General features: G+C 59.7%; 12 protein-coding genes. All 12 read left to right on the forward strand.

Going from position 1 to position 14380, the window contains the following annotated elements; all coding sequences use genetic code 11:
• Window positions 1–53: 53 nt before the first annotated feature.
• The 12 genes from RGR602_RS25610 (at window position 54) to iolB (ending at window position 14379) form a co-directional block, all read left to right on the forward strand.
• The gene (locus RGR602_RS25610; RefSeq protein ID WP_040114843.1) at window positions 54–1082 is read left to right on the forward strand and encodes a LacI family DNA-binding transcriptional regulator; all 1029 of its coding nucleotides are present in this window, start codon (window positions 54–56) and stop codon (window positions 1080–1082) included.
• Window positions 1083–1340: 258 nt separating this feature from the next.
• The gene (locus RGR602_RS25615; RefSeq protein WP_040114844.1) at window positions 1341–2282 is read left to right on the forward strand and encodes a sugar ABC transporter substrate-binding protein; all 942 of its coding nucleotides are present in this window, start codon (window positions 1341–1343) and stop codon (window positions 2280–2282) included.
• Window positions 2283–2351: 69 nt separating this feature from the next.
• Window positions 2352–3890: a sugar ABC transporter ATP-binding protein gene (locus RGR602_RS25620; protein ID WP_052451759.1), complete on the forward strand. Its 1539-nt coding sequence runs from the start codon at window positions 2352–2354 to the stop codon at window positions 3888–3890.
• Between the two features lie 25 nt (window positions 3891–3915).
• Entirely contained in the window at window positions 3916–4932 is a 1017-nt protein-coding gene (locus RGR602_RS25625; RefSeq protein ID WP_040114845.1) for an ABC transporter permease, read from the forward strand.
• Window positions 4933–5019: 87 nt separating this feature from the next.
• On the forward strand, window positions 5020–5943 hold the full coding sequence (locus RGR602_RS25630) for a substrate-binding domain-containing protein (protein ID WP_040114846.1): 924 nt from the start codon (window positions 5020–5022) through the stop codon (window positions 5941–5943).
• 94 nt (window positions 5944–6037) lie between these two features.
• The gene (locus RGR602_RS25635; RefSeq protein ID WP_040114847.1) at window positions 6038–6937 is read left to right on the forward strand and encodes a sugar phosphate isomerase/epimerase family protein; all 900 of its coding nucleotides are present in this window, start codon (window positions 6038–6040) and stop codon (window positions 6935–6937) included.
• 10 nt (window positions 6938–6947) lie between these two features.
• Window positions 6948–7958, forward strand: a complete 1011-nt coding sequence (locus RGR602_RS25640) for a Gfo/Idh/MocA family protein (protein ID WP_040114848.1) — start codon at window positions 6948–6950, stop codon at window positions 7956–7958.
• Between the two features lie 8 nt (window positions 7959–7966).
• Window positions 7967–8752: a TIM barrel protein gene (locus RGR602_RS25645; RefSeq protein ID WP_040114849.1), complete on the forward strand. Its 786-nt coding sequence runs from the start codon at window positions 7967–7969 to the stop codon at window positions 8750–8752.
• Between the two features lie 81 nt (window positions 8753–8833).
• Complete coding sequence (locus RGR602_RS25650; protein WP_040114850.1) at window positions 8834–10771, forward strand: bifunctional 5-dehydro-2-deoxygluconokinase/5-dehydro-2-deoxyphosphogluconate aldolase; 1938 nt, start codon at window positions 8834–8836, stop codon at window positions 10769–10771.
• Window position 10772: 1 nt separating this feature from the next.
• Window positions 10773–12608 (forward strand): 3D-(3,5/4)-trihydroxycyclohexane-1,2-dione acylhydrolase (decyclizing), encoded by a 1836-nt coding sequence (gene iolD, locus RGR602_RS25655; RefSeq protein WP_040114851.1) that lies wholly within the window; start codon window positions 10773–10775, stop codon window positions 12606–12608.
• A gap of 31 nt (window positions 12609–12639) precedes the next feature.
• Window positions 12640–13557: a myo-inosose-2 dehydratase gene (gene iolE, locus RGR602_RS25660; RefSeq protein ID WP_040114852.1), complete on the forward strand. Its 918-nt coding sequence runs from the start codon at window positions 12640–12642 to the stop codon at window positions 13555–13557.
• A gap of 12 nt (window positions 13558–13569) precedes the next feature.
• Complete coding sequence (iolB, locus tag RGR602_RS25665; protein WP_040114853.1) at window positions 13570–14379, forward strand: 5-deoxy-glucuronate isomerase; 810 nt, start codon at window positions 13570–13572, stop codon at window positions 14377–14379.
• Window position 14380: the final 1 nt, after the last annotated feature.

A 14380-nucleotide genomic window follows, 5' to 3' on the forward strand; every position in this document is an offset into this window, starting at 1 on the left:
GACAATCTATGTCACATTGTGAAGAAATCCTGTCTTTCCCTGAGGTGATCTCGATGAAGCGTCCCACGATTGCGGACGTCGCAGAAGCGGCTGGCGTTAGCGTTGCAACAGTCGATCGCGTGTTGAATGCCCGACTCCCGGTGCGCGAAGAAACATCAAAACGAGTGTTCTCTGCTGCCGAGCGGGTCGGATTTCACGGCGCAAATATAATTCGGCAGCGAATGCTGGCAGATATGCCTTCCTACAATCTGGGCGTTGTTTTGCGCAAAGAACGCCACGCCTTCTATCAAGCATTTGCCGAAGAACTGCAGGCCGCCGCACGTGCTGTCAAGGACCGGCGTCTTCAAGTGCATGTGCAGTTTGCAAAGTCCGGTGAGCCCGGTGAGATTTCAGAGCTGCTGCTTGGCATGAAGGGAAAGGTGCAGGCCGTTGGTGCTATCGGACCAGACCATCATGACGTCACATCGGCGGTGAGCACGCTCAAATCCAAGGGTATTCCTACCTTCTCGCTGCTTTCCGACTTTGCCCAAGGCGTGCGTGAGGCATATCTCGGCACTAACAACATGAAAGTGGGGCGGACCGCCGCATGGCTCCTGTCCAAGCTGTCGCATTCACCCGGAAAACTGCTCCTGCTTCTAGGTGGTCACCGATTTCACGGGCATTCGCTACGCGAGACTGGATTTCGCAGTTATATGCGGGAATACGCTCCGGAGTTCGAGGTGCTGGATGCGCTTATCAACCTTGAAACCCGGCGCTTGACGTATGAACTGCTGATGGACGCCGTTTCTCGCCATGATGACCTGGTGGGTGTTTACTGCATCGGGGGCGGGATGGAAGGCGCGATCGAAGCTTTGCAGGAAACGAACAAAGGCGAAAAGATCGGCTGCCTCGTCAACGAACTGACGCCGGAATCACGACAGGCGCTGCTTGAACGGCGCATCACCGGCGTATTTCAGACGCCCCTGCGTGAATTATGCGCTGACCTCATTGGCACCATGGTTCACACGATCGAACACGGCATGGCAGAAACGCCAGGACAACGCTTCCTGCCTGCGCAACTTTGGGTGCCTGAGAGTCTGTGATGGTTTGATGGATTCTATCATGAACAGCTGCATGGTTTCTATCAGCGCTGATAGCCGGTAGCCGTCACGAGACGTTGACGACGGCCCTCCACTAGGAAATTGTCCTGCCGGGTGGTGGAGACAGGAGGCTGCCCCACCGGGATAACGAAAATCCTGACCAACCGATGATGGAGATCATTGATCTTCGTCAGCGAATTCTTGTTGCCAAATGGCTGACCTGGGCTTTTGGCGCCGCGATAACCTCTGGAGGAGAATGAAATGAAAAAACACCTGATTATTGCAGCTTTCGCCAGCATGTTGGCGACGACCGCGTCGGCCGAGACGATCGGCGTCTCGATGGCGCTCTTCGACGATAATTTTCTCACGGTTCTTCGAAACGGCATGACCGACTACGCCAAGACCCAGGACGGCGTTACACTTCAGATCGAAGATGCGCAAAACGACGTTGGTAAGCAGCTCAGCCAGGTCCAGAACTTTGTCGCCTCCGGCGTCGACGCCATTATCGTCAATCCAGTTGATACGGATGCGACCGTTGCGCTCTCGCAGGCTGCCGATGCGGCAGGTATTCCTTTGATTTATGTGAACCGTCAGCCAGTCAACGTGGACCAGCTTCCCGAAAAGCAGGCCTTCGTGGCTTCCGACGAAAAAGAGTCCGGAACGCTCGAAACCAAGGAAGTTTGCCGCCTTCTGAAGGAGGCTGGGAAGACAGAGGCGAAAGCCGTCGTCATGATGGGCGAGCTCTCCAACCAGGCCGCCCGCATGCGCACGCAGGACATCAAGGACGTGATTGCGACACCCGAGTGCAGTTTCATCAAGATCGTTGAGGAGCAGACCGCCAACTGGTCGCGCCCACAGGGCGCCGACCTGATGACCAACTGGCTATCTGCCGGCGTGGAGTTTGACGCTGTCATTGCCAACAACGACGAGATGGCAATTGGCGCGATCCAGTCGCTGAAAGCTGCCGGAAAAGACATGAAAGACGTGATTGTCTCCGGCGTGGACGCCACTCAAGATGCGCTTGCTGCCATGGCCGCTGGCGACCTCGATGTCTCCGTCTTCCAGAATGCTGCGGGGCAGGGAAAGGGCGCTGTAGACGCGGCCCTGAAGATTGCGCGCGGCGAGACCGTCGAGAAGAAAGGCTATGTGCCGTTCGAACTCGTCACCCCGGCAAATCTCAAAGACTACCAGGCCAAGAACTAAAACAGATCGTAGCGTCGAAGGAGGCGGATATGCCGCCTCCTTCGATTTCGAAGCGATGGAGGATAAGCCATGGTAAGTCCCACCACAGCGGCAGCTATCAAGCGCGTACTCGAGGCCACGGAAGCCGACGGCCTGCTTGCAATCGAGGGTATTCGCAAAGAGTTCCCGGGTGTTTTGGCGCTCGACAACGTGCAGCTTCGCGTCAGACCCGGAACTGTCCACGCATTGATGGGCGAAAACGGGGCTGGCAAGTCGACGCTCATGAAAATCATCGCCGGGATATACCAGCCGGACGCTGGTGAAATACGTCTTCGCGGTGTCCCGACAGTGCTGAAGTCACCGCTTGACGCGCTGGAGCAAGGGATCGCGATGATCCACCAGGAGCTCCAGTTGATGAACTGGATGACAGTGGCGGAGAACATCTGGATCAGACGCGAACCCAAGAACCGCGTTGGACTCATCGACCATTCCAAGATGGTGACGATGACGGAGGAGCTTTTTGCTCGCCTGAACATCGTACTCGATCCGCGAGCTCAAGTGTCCGAACTGACAGTAGCTCAAAAACAGATGGTCGAGATTGCGCGCGCAGTTAGCTACGAATCCTCTGTCCTCATCATGGACGAGCCGACATCGGCGCTGACCGACCGAGAGGTGGATCACCTCTTTTCCATTATCCGCGACTTGCGGAAACGCGGAATCGGCATTGTCTACATCACCCACAAGATGAACGAGCTCTTCGAGATTGCCGACGAGTTCACGGTTTTTCGTGACGGAAAATATGTCGGTACGCACTCTTCAAAGGATGTAACCCGTGACGACATCATCCGTATGATGGTTGGGCGCGACATCACCGATATGTTTCCCAAGATCGATTGCCCGATTGGTGACGTGGTCCTTGAGGTCAAGAACCTCACCATCCCCGGTGTCTTCTACGACATCTCCTTCTCTCTGAGACGAGGAGAAATTCTCGGATTGGCTGGCCTGGTGGGATCCAAGCGATCCAATGTTGCTGAGGCCATTTTTGGCGTCACGCCGGCAACGTCGGGTGAAATCCTGGTCGAGAGTAAGCCGGTTACCATCGACAGTCCCAGCGCGGCAATGTCGCACGGCTTTGCCTTTCTTACCGAGGATCGCAAGGAAACTGGCTGCTTCCTGATACTGAATTGCCTGGAAAACATCCAATCCGCATTGATTACGCGATCCCATGTAAAGGCGGGGTTTGTCGATGAATCGACGGTGACGAAGCTTGCGGAGGAAATGGCAGCAACGCTTCGGGTAAAAACGCCAAATCTATATGAGGCTGTCGAGAATCTCTCAGGCGGCAACCAGCAGAAGTTGCTGATCGCACGCTGGCTCCTGACCAAGCCTCGCATCCTTATTCTCGACGAGCCGACACGCGGCATCGATGTCGGCGCCAAGGCGGAAATACACCGGTTGATAACAGCTCTGGCGTCGGAGGGGGTCGCCGTACTGATGATCTCGTCGGAGCTGCCGGAAGTGCTGGGAATGAGTGACCGCATTGTCGTCATGCATGAAGGCCGTGTGTCGGGCGTTCTCGATCGCGCCGAGGCAAATCAAGTCAAGATAATGGACCTTGCTGCGCGTTAGCCGCGCACACGGGAGGAAACGCACCATGAACACCACAACACAGACCATTCCGCAGATCACCCCGTCACGGCGTCGTCTGCCGTCCGAGCTTACAATTCTCCTCGTGCTCGTTGGCATTTCCTTGACGTTCGAGATACTTGGGTGGATTCTGCAGGGACAAAGTTTTCTGGCGAACACGCAACGCCTTGCGATCATGATCCTGCAAGTATCGGTGATCGGGATCATCGCGATCGGCGTCACCCAGGTGATCATCTCCGACGGCATCGATCTCAGTTCCGGCTCGATCGTCGGTGCGACCGCCATGATTTCGATGAGTCTGGCGCAGGCGAGTTCCTTCCCGAGGGCACTTTACCCCGGTTTGACCGATCTTCCCGTCGTCGCGCCGGTCGCGGCCGGGTTGTTGGTCGGCGTTGCCTGTGGAGCGATCAATGGTTTCCTGATCGCCTACAGCAGGATCCCTCCCTTCATTGCAACGCTTGGCATGATGGTGACGGCACGCGGGTTCGCGAAGTGGTACACCAAGGGCCAACCCATCAGCTTCCCAACCGACAGCTTTGCTGCGATCGGCAAGGGCCTCGCACCGGTGCTTATTTTCCTTGCGGTGGCAGCGGTCATGCATGTTGTTCTACGCTACACCCGCTACGGCAAATTTACCTATGCGATCGGCGCGAACCGGCAGGCCGCACGTGTGTCCGGGATCAACGTCGAACGGCATACGGTCAAGGTCTATGCGGTTGCCGGTCTTCTATCCGCACTGGCAGGAATCGTGGTGGCTTCCCGCGGACTGACCGCACAAGCCGGTATGGGAACAGGTTATGAGCTCGATGCGATCGCGATGGCCGTTATCGGAGGGGTGTCGCTCTCGGGCGGGCGCGGATCGATCCCGGGCACCATGATCGGCATGGTCATCTTCGGCGTGATTATCTCCGGCTTCACCTTTCTGCGCCTCGATGCCTATTACCAAGAAATGCTCAAGGGGGTGATCATTGTCGCAGCCGTGGTGGCGGACGTGTACCGGCAACGCAAGCGCGTGAAATCCTGAATTCGCAAAAGCAAAAGAGGGCCGGTCGGCCGTCCCTCTTTTGCTGAGCTGTGGCGCCAAAACCAAGTTCGATTTGTGAGAACTGCAATGAGACAGCTTTTAATAACGACCGCGCTTTGCCTTCTAGCCGCCCCGGCCTTTGCTGGCACGCGCGTGGCGGTGACAATGACGTCGTTCGATAACCCATTTCTGACGATTCTGCTGAACGGAATCCGCGATGAAGCAAAACGGGTAAAAAATGTCGAACTCCTCACAGAGGACGCTCAACTCGATCCTGCCAAACAGCTCAACCAAATCCAAAACTTCATTGCCAACGGTGTTGATGCAATCATCGTGAATGCCGTTGACGGCGACTCGACGGCCGCGATCACACGGGCGGCAGCTGATGCGGAGATCCCGCTCGTCTACGTCAACCATCCGCCGGCCGAACTTGCTTCGGGATTGCCGGAAGGCACAGCCTTTGTCGGTTCCAACGAACTCGATTCCGGCACGATGGAAGCGAAAGCTGCCTGCAAGCTTCTGGGCGGCAAAGGTCGCGTCGTCATTCTGATGGGGCCGCTTGAAAACCATGCAGCCCTTGTGCGCACAAAGGATGTCGAGGCCGTCTTTTCTCAACCCGGTTGCCGGATCGATATCGTCGAAAAGCAGACAGCGAACTGGAACAGGACCCAGGCGCAGGACCTCGTCTCTTCCTGGCTGACGGCCGGGCTGAAGTTCGATGCGGTGGTTGCCAATAACGACGAGATGGCCATTGGCGCGGCTCAGGCTTTGAAGGCGGCTGGCGTCGCGATGAACGACGTTGTCATCACCGGCATCGATGCCACGCCAGATGGACTGGCCGCCATGGAGGCCGGAGACATCGACGCGACAGTTTTCCAGAACGCAACAAAGCAAGGCGAAGCCGCAGTCCAGACGGCTGTCAGATTGGCAGGAAAGCAGGCCAGCGAGCGCACCCTTTGGGTACCGTTCGAACTCGTCACCCCCGACAACATGGCCGCCTACCAAAAATGACGGCCGTGGCCGCGGTCGATCTCCTCCCGGATCCCGCGGCCCCACCAATCGACGCCTTCTGAGGCATGTCGCTAAAACACGAAGGAACCAACATATGCGTATCGCCCTTGACCCGTTCATGCATCGTCATCTCAGCCTCGAGGAGCTGCCGCGGAAGGTCCGCGAGCTCGGCTATGAATGGATTGAACTGAGCCCCCGCGCCGATTTTCTGGAATGGTTCAAGGCACCCCGGGTTTTCCCTGAGCGTATCAAAACCTTCAAGAAAGCGCTGGCCGCCGAGGGTGTGAAGATCGCCTCATTGTTGCCGATGTATCGCTGGGCCTCGAATGACGAGACCGAGCGTCAGGCCGCTGTGCGTCACTGGAAGCGCGCCATCGAAATCGCGGTGGAGATGGAAGTCGATACGATGAATTCGGAATTCGGGCGCGGTCCGCACCCCGACAAAGGCTCGTGCTACTGCTGCCACACCGGGTCGATGATCGAGGCCTGTGAAGACGCATGGTGGCGCTCGATGGAGGAACTTGTACCGATCTTCGAACGTGAGAACATCAGTTTACACGTCGAGCCGCATCCGGAAGACTGGTGCGAAACATTGCAGCCCGCGCTCGACATCATCCGCACGGTGAATTCGAAGAACGTCAAGTTCCTCTATTGCGCCCCGCACACCTTTTACTTTGGCGACGATACCAAGGCGATGCTGCGCGAGGCCAAGGACGTTCTCGCGCACGTTCATGTGGGCGATACCTTCAATCACAAAGCGTCGTCGGGTCTGCGCTATATTCTCAACCCACCGGGTACCCAGGCGCGTGTTCACCAACATCTCAATATCGGCCAAGGCGAGGTCCCCTGGGACGACTTCTTCGGCACGCTCGCCGATATTGGCTTCGACGGTATTATGACCTCCTGCGTCTTCGCCTGGGAGGACAAGGCAGACGAGTCTGGACGGTTCATGTGTAGCGAAATGAACAATTACATCAAAAAGTACCGAAAGTGAGGCTTTCCAAATGACTGTTAGAATAGGTGTCATCGGCACCGGTGCAATCGGCCGAGACCATGCACGCCGCATCAATCAGGTTCTTGGCGGGGCGACAGTCGTCGCGTTGAGTGACGTGAACCGCGCCTCGGCCGAAGCGGTGAAAAGCGACATTGCGCCTGATGCTGCAATTTTCACCACCGGGGAGGAACTGATTTCCTCACCCGATGTCGACGCTGTGCTTGTCACCTCTTGGGGTGCCACTCACGAACAATATGTACTGGCCGCGATCGCTGCCGGTAGGCCATGCTTCTGCGAAAAGCCTCTGGCGACGACCGCCGATGGCGCCAAGCGCATCGTTGATGCAGAAGTTGCGCACGGCAAACGACTTGTACAGGTCGGTTTCATGCGCAGATATGATGCGGGTTATGTCGCCCTGAAGCAGTTCGTGGATACCAAGATCGGTGCGCCGATCATGGTTCATGCCGCCCATCGCAACCCGGCCGTCCCCGAGCAATATGTTACGCCGATGGCCATCCACGATACGATGATTCACGAAATCGACGTGCTGCGCTGGCTGTTGAATGACGACTACGTTTCTGCTCGTGTGCTGTTTCCGCGTTCGGCAGCGCGCAGTCATGCCAAGCTTAGGGATCCCCAGATTGTCATTCTGGAGACTGCCAAGGGCACGACCATCGATGTCGAAATCTTCGTCAACTGCCACTACGGCTACGACATTCAGTGCGAGGTCGTTGGCGAAGACGGTGTTGCCACTTTGCCTGAGCCGATGGCAATCCAGACGCGTCTCGGCGCCAAGCTTCAAAACGATATCCTCACCGATTGGAAGGATCGCTTCATCGCCAGCTATGACGTTGAGCTGCAGGACTTCATCAATGCCGCTGCCAAAGGCACGGCGGCTGGCCCGAACTCCTGGGACGGTTATGTGGCGGCAATCACATCCGATGCCTGCGTAGCCGCGCAGGAAGCAGAGGGTGCCGCAGTCGCGATTAATCTTCCCGCTCGCCCTGCGCTTTACAACTGAGGTCCTCCATGCGTTTTGCCATCAACCACATCACCGCGCCCAAGCTGTCGCTTGAAAACTTCTTTGCGGCGGCTCGCAATCTGGGTCTGACGGAGGTCGAGATCCGCAACGATCTTCCCGACATCGTTGGGAAGGTGGAGCCTGAAGTCGTCAAAAAGGCTGCAGCGAGCGCCGGCGTCACGATCATCTCGATCAACGCGCTCTATCCGTTCAACGTCTGGTCGGGTGAATTACCGAAGAAGGCTGTGACGCTCGCCGACTATGCGGCCGCTTCCGGCGCCAAAGCGCTTGTCATGTGCCCGCTAAACGACGGCACGAAAGTGTCGTTCGATGATCTCGTCGCGGCGCTGAAGGCCATGAAGCCGATCCTTGAGGAGCGCGGACTGACAGGCCTGGTTGAACCTCTCGGCTTCCCGATCTCCTCGCTGAGGACCAAGAAGGAAGCGCTTCGCGCCATCGACGCGGCTGAAGGCGGCGGCATCTACAAACTCGTGCACGATACCTTCCATCACCACCTGGCCGGCGAGACAGAGTTCTTCGCGGAAAGGACGGGTCTGGTCCACATCTCGGGCGTCGTCGATCCCAATGTCGCAGTGGATGACATGCTCGACGCCCACCGCGTGCTCGTCGATGCCAAAGATCGGCTGGAGAACATTCCGCAGATCAAGGCGCTCATCGCGGCAGGCTTCGACGGCCCCTACAGCTTCGAGCCTTTTGCCGAGGAAGTGCATGGACTGGCAGATCCGGAAACCGCCGTGCGCGAGAGCATCAGCTACGTTTCGGGCAAGCTCTGAGCCGACAACCCGCTGCCTGCGCCTCGAGCGGCGCGGGCACCATGCACGTCAGGCAATTGCAGCCGGGTGCCGGAGGAAGAAATGAACAAGTCATTGGATGTCATCACGATCGGACGCTCGTCCGTGGATCTTTACGGGGTACAGATCGGCGGCCGGCTGGAAGACATGGGGTCGTTCCACAAATATATCGGCGGCTCGCCGACCAACATGGCTGCCGGCACCGCCCGCCTCGGCCTGCGCTCGGCGCTGATCACCCGCGTCGGCGACGAGCACATGGGCCGCTTCATTCGCGAGGAGCTTGCACGCGAAGGCGTCGACGTCACCGGGGTCAAGACCGATCCCGAGCGGCTAACGGCCCTCGTGCTCCTCGGCATCCGGGACGAGGACCGCTTTCCGTTGATCTTCTACCGCGAGAACTGCGCCGACATGGCGCTCTGCGAAGACGATATCGACGAGGCGCTGATCGCCCGTTCCCGCTCGGTTGTCGCGACCGGTACCCATCTCAGCCATCCGCGCACCGAAAAGGCCGTGCTCAAGGCGCTGGAGCTCGCGCGCAAGCATGGCGCGCGGACCGCGCTCGACATAGATTACCGTCCGAACCTCTGGGGCGTGGCCGGCCATGGCGACGGCGAGAGCCGCTTCGTCGAATCCGGCAAGGTGACCGCCAAACTGCAATCGACGCTGCGTCTCTTTGACCTGATCGTCGGCACGGAGGAGGAATTCCATATCGCCGGCGGCTCGACGAACACGATCGAGGCTCTGCGTGCCGTGCGTGCCGTCTCCACCGCCACGCTCATCTGCAAGCGCGGCGCGGCCGGCGCCGTCGCCCTGACCGGTGCGATACCGGATAGGCTCGACGAGGGAGAAAGCGGCCCCGGCTATCCGATCGAGGTTTTCAACGTTCTCGGCGCAGGCGATGGCTTCATGTCGGGTCTCATCAAGGGCTGGCTGGAGGATGCGCCCTGGCCACGCGCGCTTCAGTATGCCAATGCCTGCGGGGCCTTCGCCGTCAGCCGCCATGGCTGCACGCCGGCCTATCCGTCGTTGGAGGAGCTCGACTTCTTCCTGAAGCGCGGCATCAAAGACAAGGCGCTGCGCAAGGATGGCGAACTCGAGCAGATCCACTGGGCGACGAACCGCCACAATGACTGGTCCACCATGCGCGTCTTCGCCTTCGACCACCGCATGCAGCTGGAGGCCATGGCAGGTGCCACGCCCGAAAAGATTGGCCGTTTCAAAGAACTCTGCCTGAAGGCGGCCCTTGAGGTTCAGGGCGGACGACCGGGCTATGGCATCCTGTGCGACAACCGCCTCGGCCGCCGTGCGCTTCACGCCGCGTCAGGCACTGGCCTTTGGGTCGGCCGACCGGTCGAATGGCCGGGCTCGCGTCCGCTGACGCTGGAACCCGAACTTGGCCCCGACTTCGGTGGACTTGACGAGTGGGCGCTTGAAAACGTCGTCAAGGTCTTGTGCTTTTGCCATCCCGACGACGATGCGCAGATGCGAGCTTCGCACGAAGAGACGATCAAGCGGCTGTTCGCGGCGACCCGTCGCAACCGGCTGGAATTCCTGCTCGAGATCATTCCGTCCAAGGTCGGTCCGGTCGATGACGACACGACGGCGGTCCTGATCCGGCGGTTCTACGAGATCGGCATCTATCCGGACTGGTGGAAACTTGAGCCGATGGCAAGCAGTGCCGCCTGGGAAAAGGCTTGCGCTGCGATCAATGAAAACGATCCGCACACGCGCGGCATCGTGGTGCTCGGTCTCGACGCGCCGGAGGCCGAACTCGCAGCGAGCTTCAAGGTCGCGGCCGGCTTCCCGCTGGTGAAGGGCTTCGCGGTCGGCCGCACGATCTTCGCGCAGGCCGCACGCGACTGGCTTGCTGGCACCATCGCCGATGCTGAGGCGATCGAGGATATTCAGGCCCGCTATCAGCGGCTCTGCACAATCTGGGACGAAGCGCGCAGCGCAAGCCAGGACAATAACGCGGCGGGACCGTCGCGCAGGAGGGTATGACATGACAGGAACCATTCGCCTTACGGCAGCACAGGCCATGTTCCGCTGGCTGGCCGTACAGATGACTGAGGAGGGGGAGCGCTTCATCGAAGGCGTCTGGGCGATCTTCGGCCACGGCAACGTCGCTGGAATTGGCGAGGCTCTGCATGGCATTGGCGATAAACTGCCCACCTGGCGTGGCCAGAACGAGCAGACCATGGCCCATGCGGCAATTGCCTATGCCAAGACCAAGCGCCGGCGCAAGGCAATGGCGATCACCTCGTCCATCGGCCCGGGCGCGACGAACATGGTGACGGCTGCAGCGCTCGCCCATGTGAACCGCCTGCCCGTATTATTCATCCCCGGCGATGTGTTCGCCAACCGCCGGCCGGACCCGGTTCTGCAGCAGATCGAGGATTTCGATGACGGCACTGTCACCGTGACGGACTGCTTCCGCCCGGTCAGCCGCTATTTCGACCGCATCACCCGTCCCGAGCATCTGCTGACCGTCCTGCCTCGCGCGATGCAGGTGATGACCGATCCCGCAAATTGCGGCCCGGTCACACTTGCATTTTGCCAGGACGTGCAGGCCGAGGCCTACGACTGGCCGGAAAGCTTCTTTGAGTCGAAGACTTGGCGCATCCGTCGTCCAGAGCCAGATCCGCGCGAAGTCGACGATGTCGTCGCAGTGCTCAAGGCCTCTTCACACCCGGTCATCGTCGCAGGTGGCGGTGTGCTGTATTCCGGCGCGGAAGCCGATCTGCTCGCCTTCGCCAAGGCGCACAATATACCGATCGTCGAGACGCAGGCCGGCAAGGGTGCAATCGACTGGCAAGAAAGGCTCAATTTCGGCTCGCCGGGCGTCACCGGCACCGATTGCGGCAACAAGACCGCCGCCAGAGCCGACCTGATCCTTGGCGTCGGCACCCGCTTCCAGGACTTCACGACCGGCAGCTGGGCGATCTTCAGCAATCCGAGCCGCAAGCTCGTCTCGATCAACCTCGCCGGCTATGACGCGGCCAAGCACGGCGCCATCCCGCTGGTCTCCGACGCCAAGGTGGCGCTGGGGCGCATTTCCACTGCGCTCGGTTCCCACCGTTTCGCCGATCCGGATTTCGCCGCGCGCGGGGCCTGGTTCAAGGCGACCGATGCCGTCATAGCGGGCCCTGGAACGCCGAAGCCGAATTTCCGGCCTTCCGATGCCCAGGTCATTGGAGCGGTGCAGCGAATTTCGGGTCCAAAGACGGTTGCGATGTGCGCGGCTGGCACCATGCCCGGCGCCCTGCAGGTGCTGTGGCGGTCGGCCGCCGGTGGCTATCACATGGAATACGGCTATTCCTGCATGGGCTACGAGGTCGCCGGCGCTTTCGGCATCAAGCTCGCGGCGCCGGAAAAGGAAGTCGTGTGCTTCGTCGGCGACGGCAGCTACATGATGGCCAATTCCGAGCTCGCGACCGCCGTCATGCTGCGCGTGCCCTTCACCATCGTGCTGACGGACAATCGCGGCTATGGCTGCATCAACCGTCTGCAGCAGGAATGCGGCGGTGCTGAATTCAATAACATGTACAAGGACTGCAATATCGAGACCCAGCCGGAGATCGACTTCGTCGCGCATGCGACGTCGATGGGCGCGTATGCCGTCAAGGCCGCCGACATCGCGCAGCTCGAAACCGAGATCGTCTCGGCGCGCAGCCGGGACGTTCCCACGGTGGTCGTCATCGATACGGAAGCGGAAACCGGAGCCGGCATCGGCGGCGCCTGGTGGGATGTCGCCGTGCCGGAAGTCGGCACCACCGAAAAGCTCAAGGAGGCCCGCGCGCACTATGAGGCGAACGTGGCCCGCCAACGCATCAACTAACCCTCGCGACAATGCCTGGAAGGACCGAACCATGATATTTTACGGAACAAATCCCATTGCCTGGTCCAACGACGACGACCAGACGATCGGCGCGCATCTGACATTGGAGGATTGCCTGTCGGATTGCCGCAAGATTGGGTTCGACGGCATCGAGAAGGGCCACAAGATGCCCAACGAGGGCGGCGCGCTGAAGGCCAAGCTCGGCGCGTTCGGCCTGCGCTTCATTGGCGGCTGGCATTCGACGAATCTTCTGGTGAACGACATCGTCACCGAGAAGGCGGCGCTGCAGAAGTTCATCGATATGACGAAGGCGGCCGGCGGCGACCACATCAACGCCTGCGAATGCTCCAACACCGTGCACGGCAGCGACGGAACGCCAGTCAACAACCGCCCGGTCATGAACGACGAACAGTGGCAGCGCTTCTCGGAAGGCTATGAGGCGCTTTCCAAATATGCTGCCGATCGGGGCGTCAAGATGGGCTATCACCATCACATGGGCACGATCATCGAGAGTGCCGACGACATCGACCGTTTCATGACGATGGCTGGCCCCTACACCCGTCTTCTGCTCGACACCGGCCATTGCACCTTCGGCGGGGCGAACCCGGAAGAAGTGGCGAAGAAATACATGGGCCGCGTGACCCATATTCATGCAAAGAACATCCGTCTGGAAATCATGAAGCAGGTCCGTTCCCAAAACCTTTCCTTCCTCGAAGGCGTGCGCCGGGGCGTGTTCACGGTTCCGGGCGATGCGGAAGGCTGCGTCGATTTCGCGCCGGTTCTGAAGATCGCGGCCGAACATGACTATTCGGGCTGGCTGGTGATCGAGGCCGAGCAGGACAGCGCGGTTCGCGAGCCCTTCCACTACCAGAACATGGGCCTGAAGGCGTTGAACTCGATCGCGCGCGACGTCGGACTGGACAAGGCTGCAGCCAGAGCAGCCGGATAAGGAAGAAGCGCAATGAGCATTCTCCTGCGCCGACCGTTCGGCAGTCATGGCAAGGTCCACGAGATTACCCCGCAATCGGCGGGCTGGCGCTATGTCGGCTTCAGCCTCTTCCGCCTGCGGGAAGGCGAAGGCGTCGGCGAGGCGACCGGCGGCATGGAAGCGGTCGTGGTCATGGTCGAGGGCAAGGCCCGCTTCACCGCGGCCGGCAAGGATTGGGGTGAACTGGGCGAACGCATGAACGTCTTCGAAAAGACCCCGCCCCATTGCCTCTACGTGCCGAATGGCGAGCAGTGGGAAGCGCGCGCCACGACCGATTGCACGGTCGGCGTTTGCCTTGCCCCCGGCAAGGGTGGCCACAAGGCACGACGCATCGGCCCGGATGGCATCCAGCTCACGCCGCGCGGGGTGGGCGCCAACCAGCGTTTCATCAACAACATCGCGATGGAGGCCGAGGACGATTGCGACAGCCTGCTGGTGACGGAGGTCTTCACGCCGGCCGGCAACTGGTCATCCTATCCGAGCCACCGTCACGACGAGGACGATTTCCCGCGGATCACTTATCTCGAAGAAACCTACTATCACCGCCTCAATCCGGAGCAGGGTTTTGGCGTGCAACGGGTCTATACCGATGACGGCTCGCTTGACGAGACGATCGCGGTGAAAAACCACGACGTGGTGCTCGTCCCTCGCGGCCATCACCCCTGTGGCGCGCCTTACGGGTTTGAAATGTATTACCTCAACGTCATGGCAGGCCCTTTGCGCAATTGGCGCTTCGTTCCTGATCCAGCGGTCCAATGGATCATGGATCGTGATGCACGCTAGG

Source organism: Rhizobium gallicum bv. gallicum R602sp (assembly GCF_000816845.1).
In the GTDB taxonomy this organism is placed as follows: domain Bacteria; phylum Pseudomonadota; class Alphaproteobacteria; order Rhizobiales; family Rhizobiaceae; genus Rhizobium; species Rhizobium gallicum.

Coding starts and splice junctions, on each gene's coding strand:
- RGR602_RS25645 (WP_040114849.1), top strand. CDS start 7,967: ATGCGTTTTGCCATCAACCACATCACCGCGCCCAAGCTGTCGCTTGAA.
- RGR602_RS25650 (WP_040114850.1), top strand. CDS start 8,834: ATGAACAAGTCATTGGATGTCATCACGATCGGACGCTCGTCCGTGGAT.
- RGR602_RS25610 (WP_040114843.1), top strand. CDS start 54: ATGAAGCGTCCCACGATTGCGGACGTCGCAGAAGCGGCTGGCGTTAGC.
- RGR602_RS25620 (WP_052451759.1), top strand. CDS start 2,352: ATGGTAAGTCCCACCACAGCGGCAGCTATCAAGCGCGTACTCGAGGCC.
- iolB (WP_040114853.1), top strand. CDS start 13,570: ATGAGCATTCTCCTGCGCCGACCGTTCGGCAGTCATGGCAAGGTCCAC.
- iolD (WP_040114851.1), top strand. CDS start 10,773: ATGACAGGAACCATTCGCCTTACGGCAGCACAGGCCATGTTCCGCTGG.
- iolE (WP_040114852.1), top strand. CDS start 12,640: ATGATATTTTACGGAACAAATCCCATTGCCTGGTCCAACGACGACGAC.
- RGR602_RS25635 (WP_040114847.1), top strand. CDS start 6,038: ATGCGTATCGCCCTTGACCCGTTCATGCATCGTCATCTCAGCCTCGAG.
- RGR602_RS25630 (WP_040114846.1), top strand. CDS start 5,020: ATGAGACAGCTTTTAATAACGACCGCGCTTTGCCTTCTAGCCGCCCCG.
- RGR602_RS25625 (WP_040114845.1), top strand. CDS start 3,916: ATGAACACCACAACACAGACCATTCCGCAGATCACCCCGTCACGGCGT.
- RGR602_RS25615 (WP_040114844.1), top strand. CDS start 1,341: ATGAAAAAACACCTGATTATTGCAGCTTTCGCCAGCATGTTGGCGACG.
- RGR602_RS25640 (WP_040114848.1), top strand. CDS start 6,948: ATGACTGTTAGAATAGGTGTCATCGGCACCGGTGCAATCGGCCGAGAC.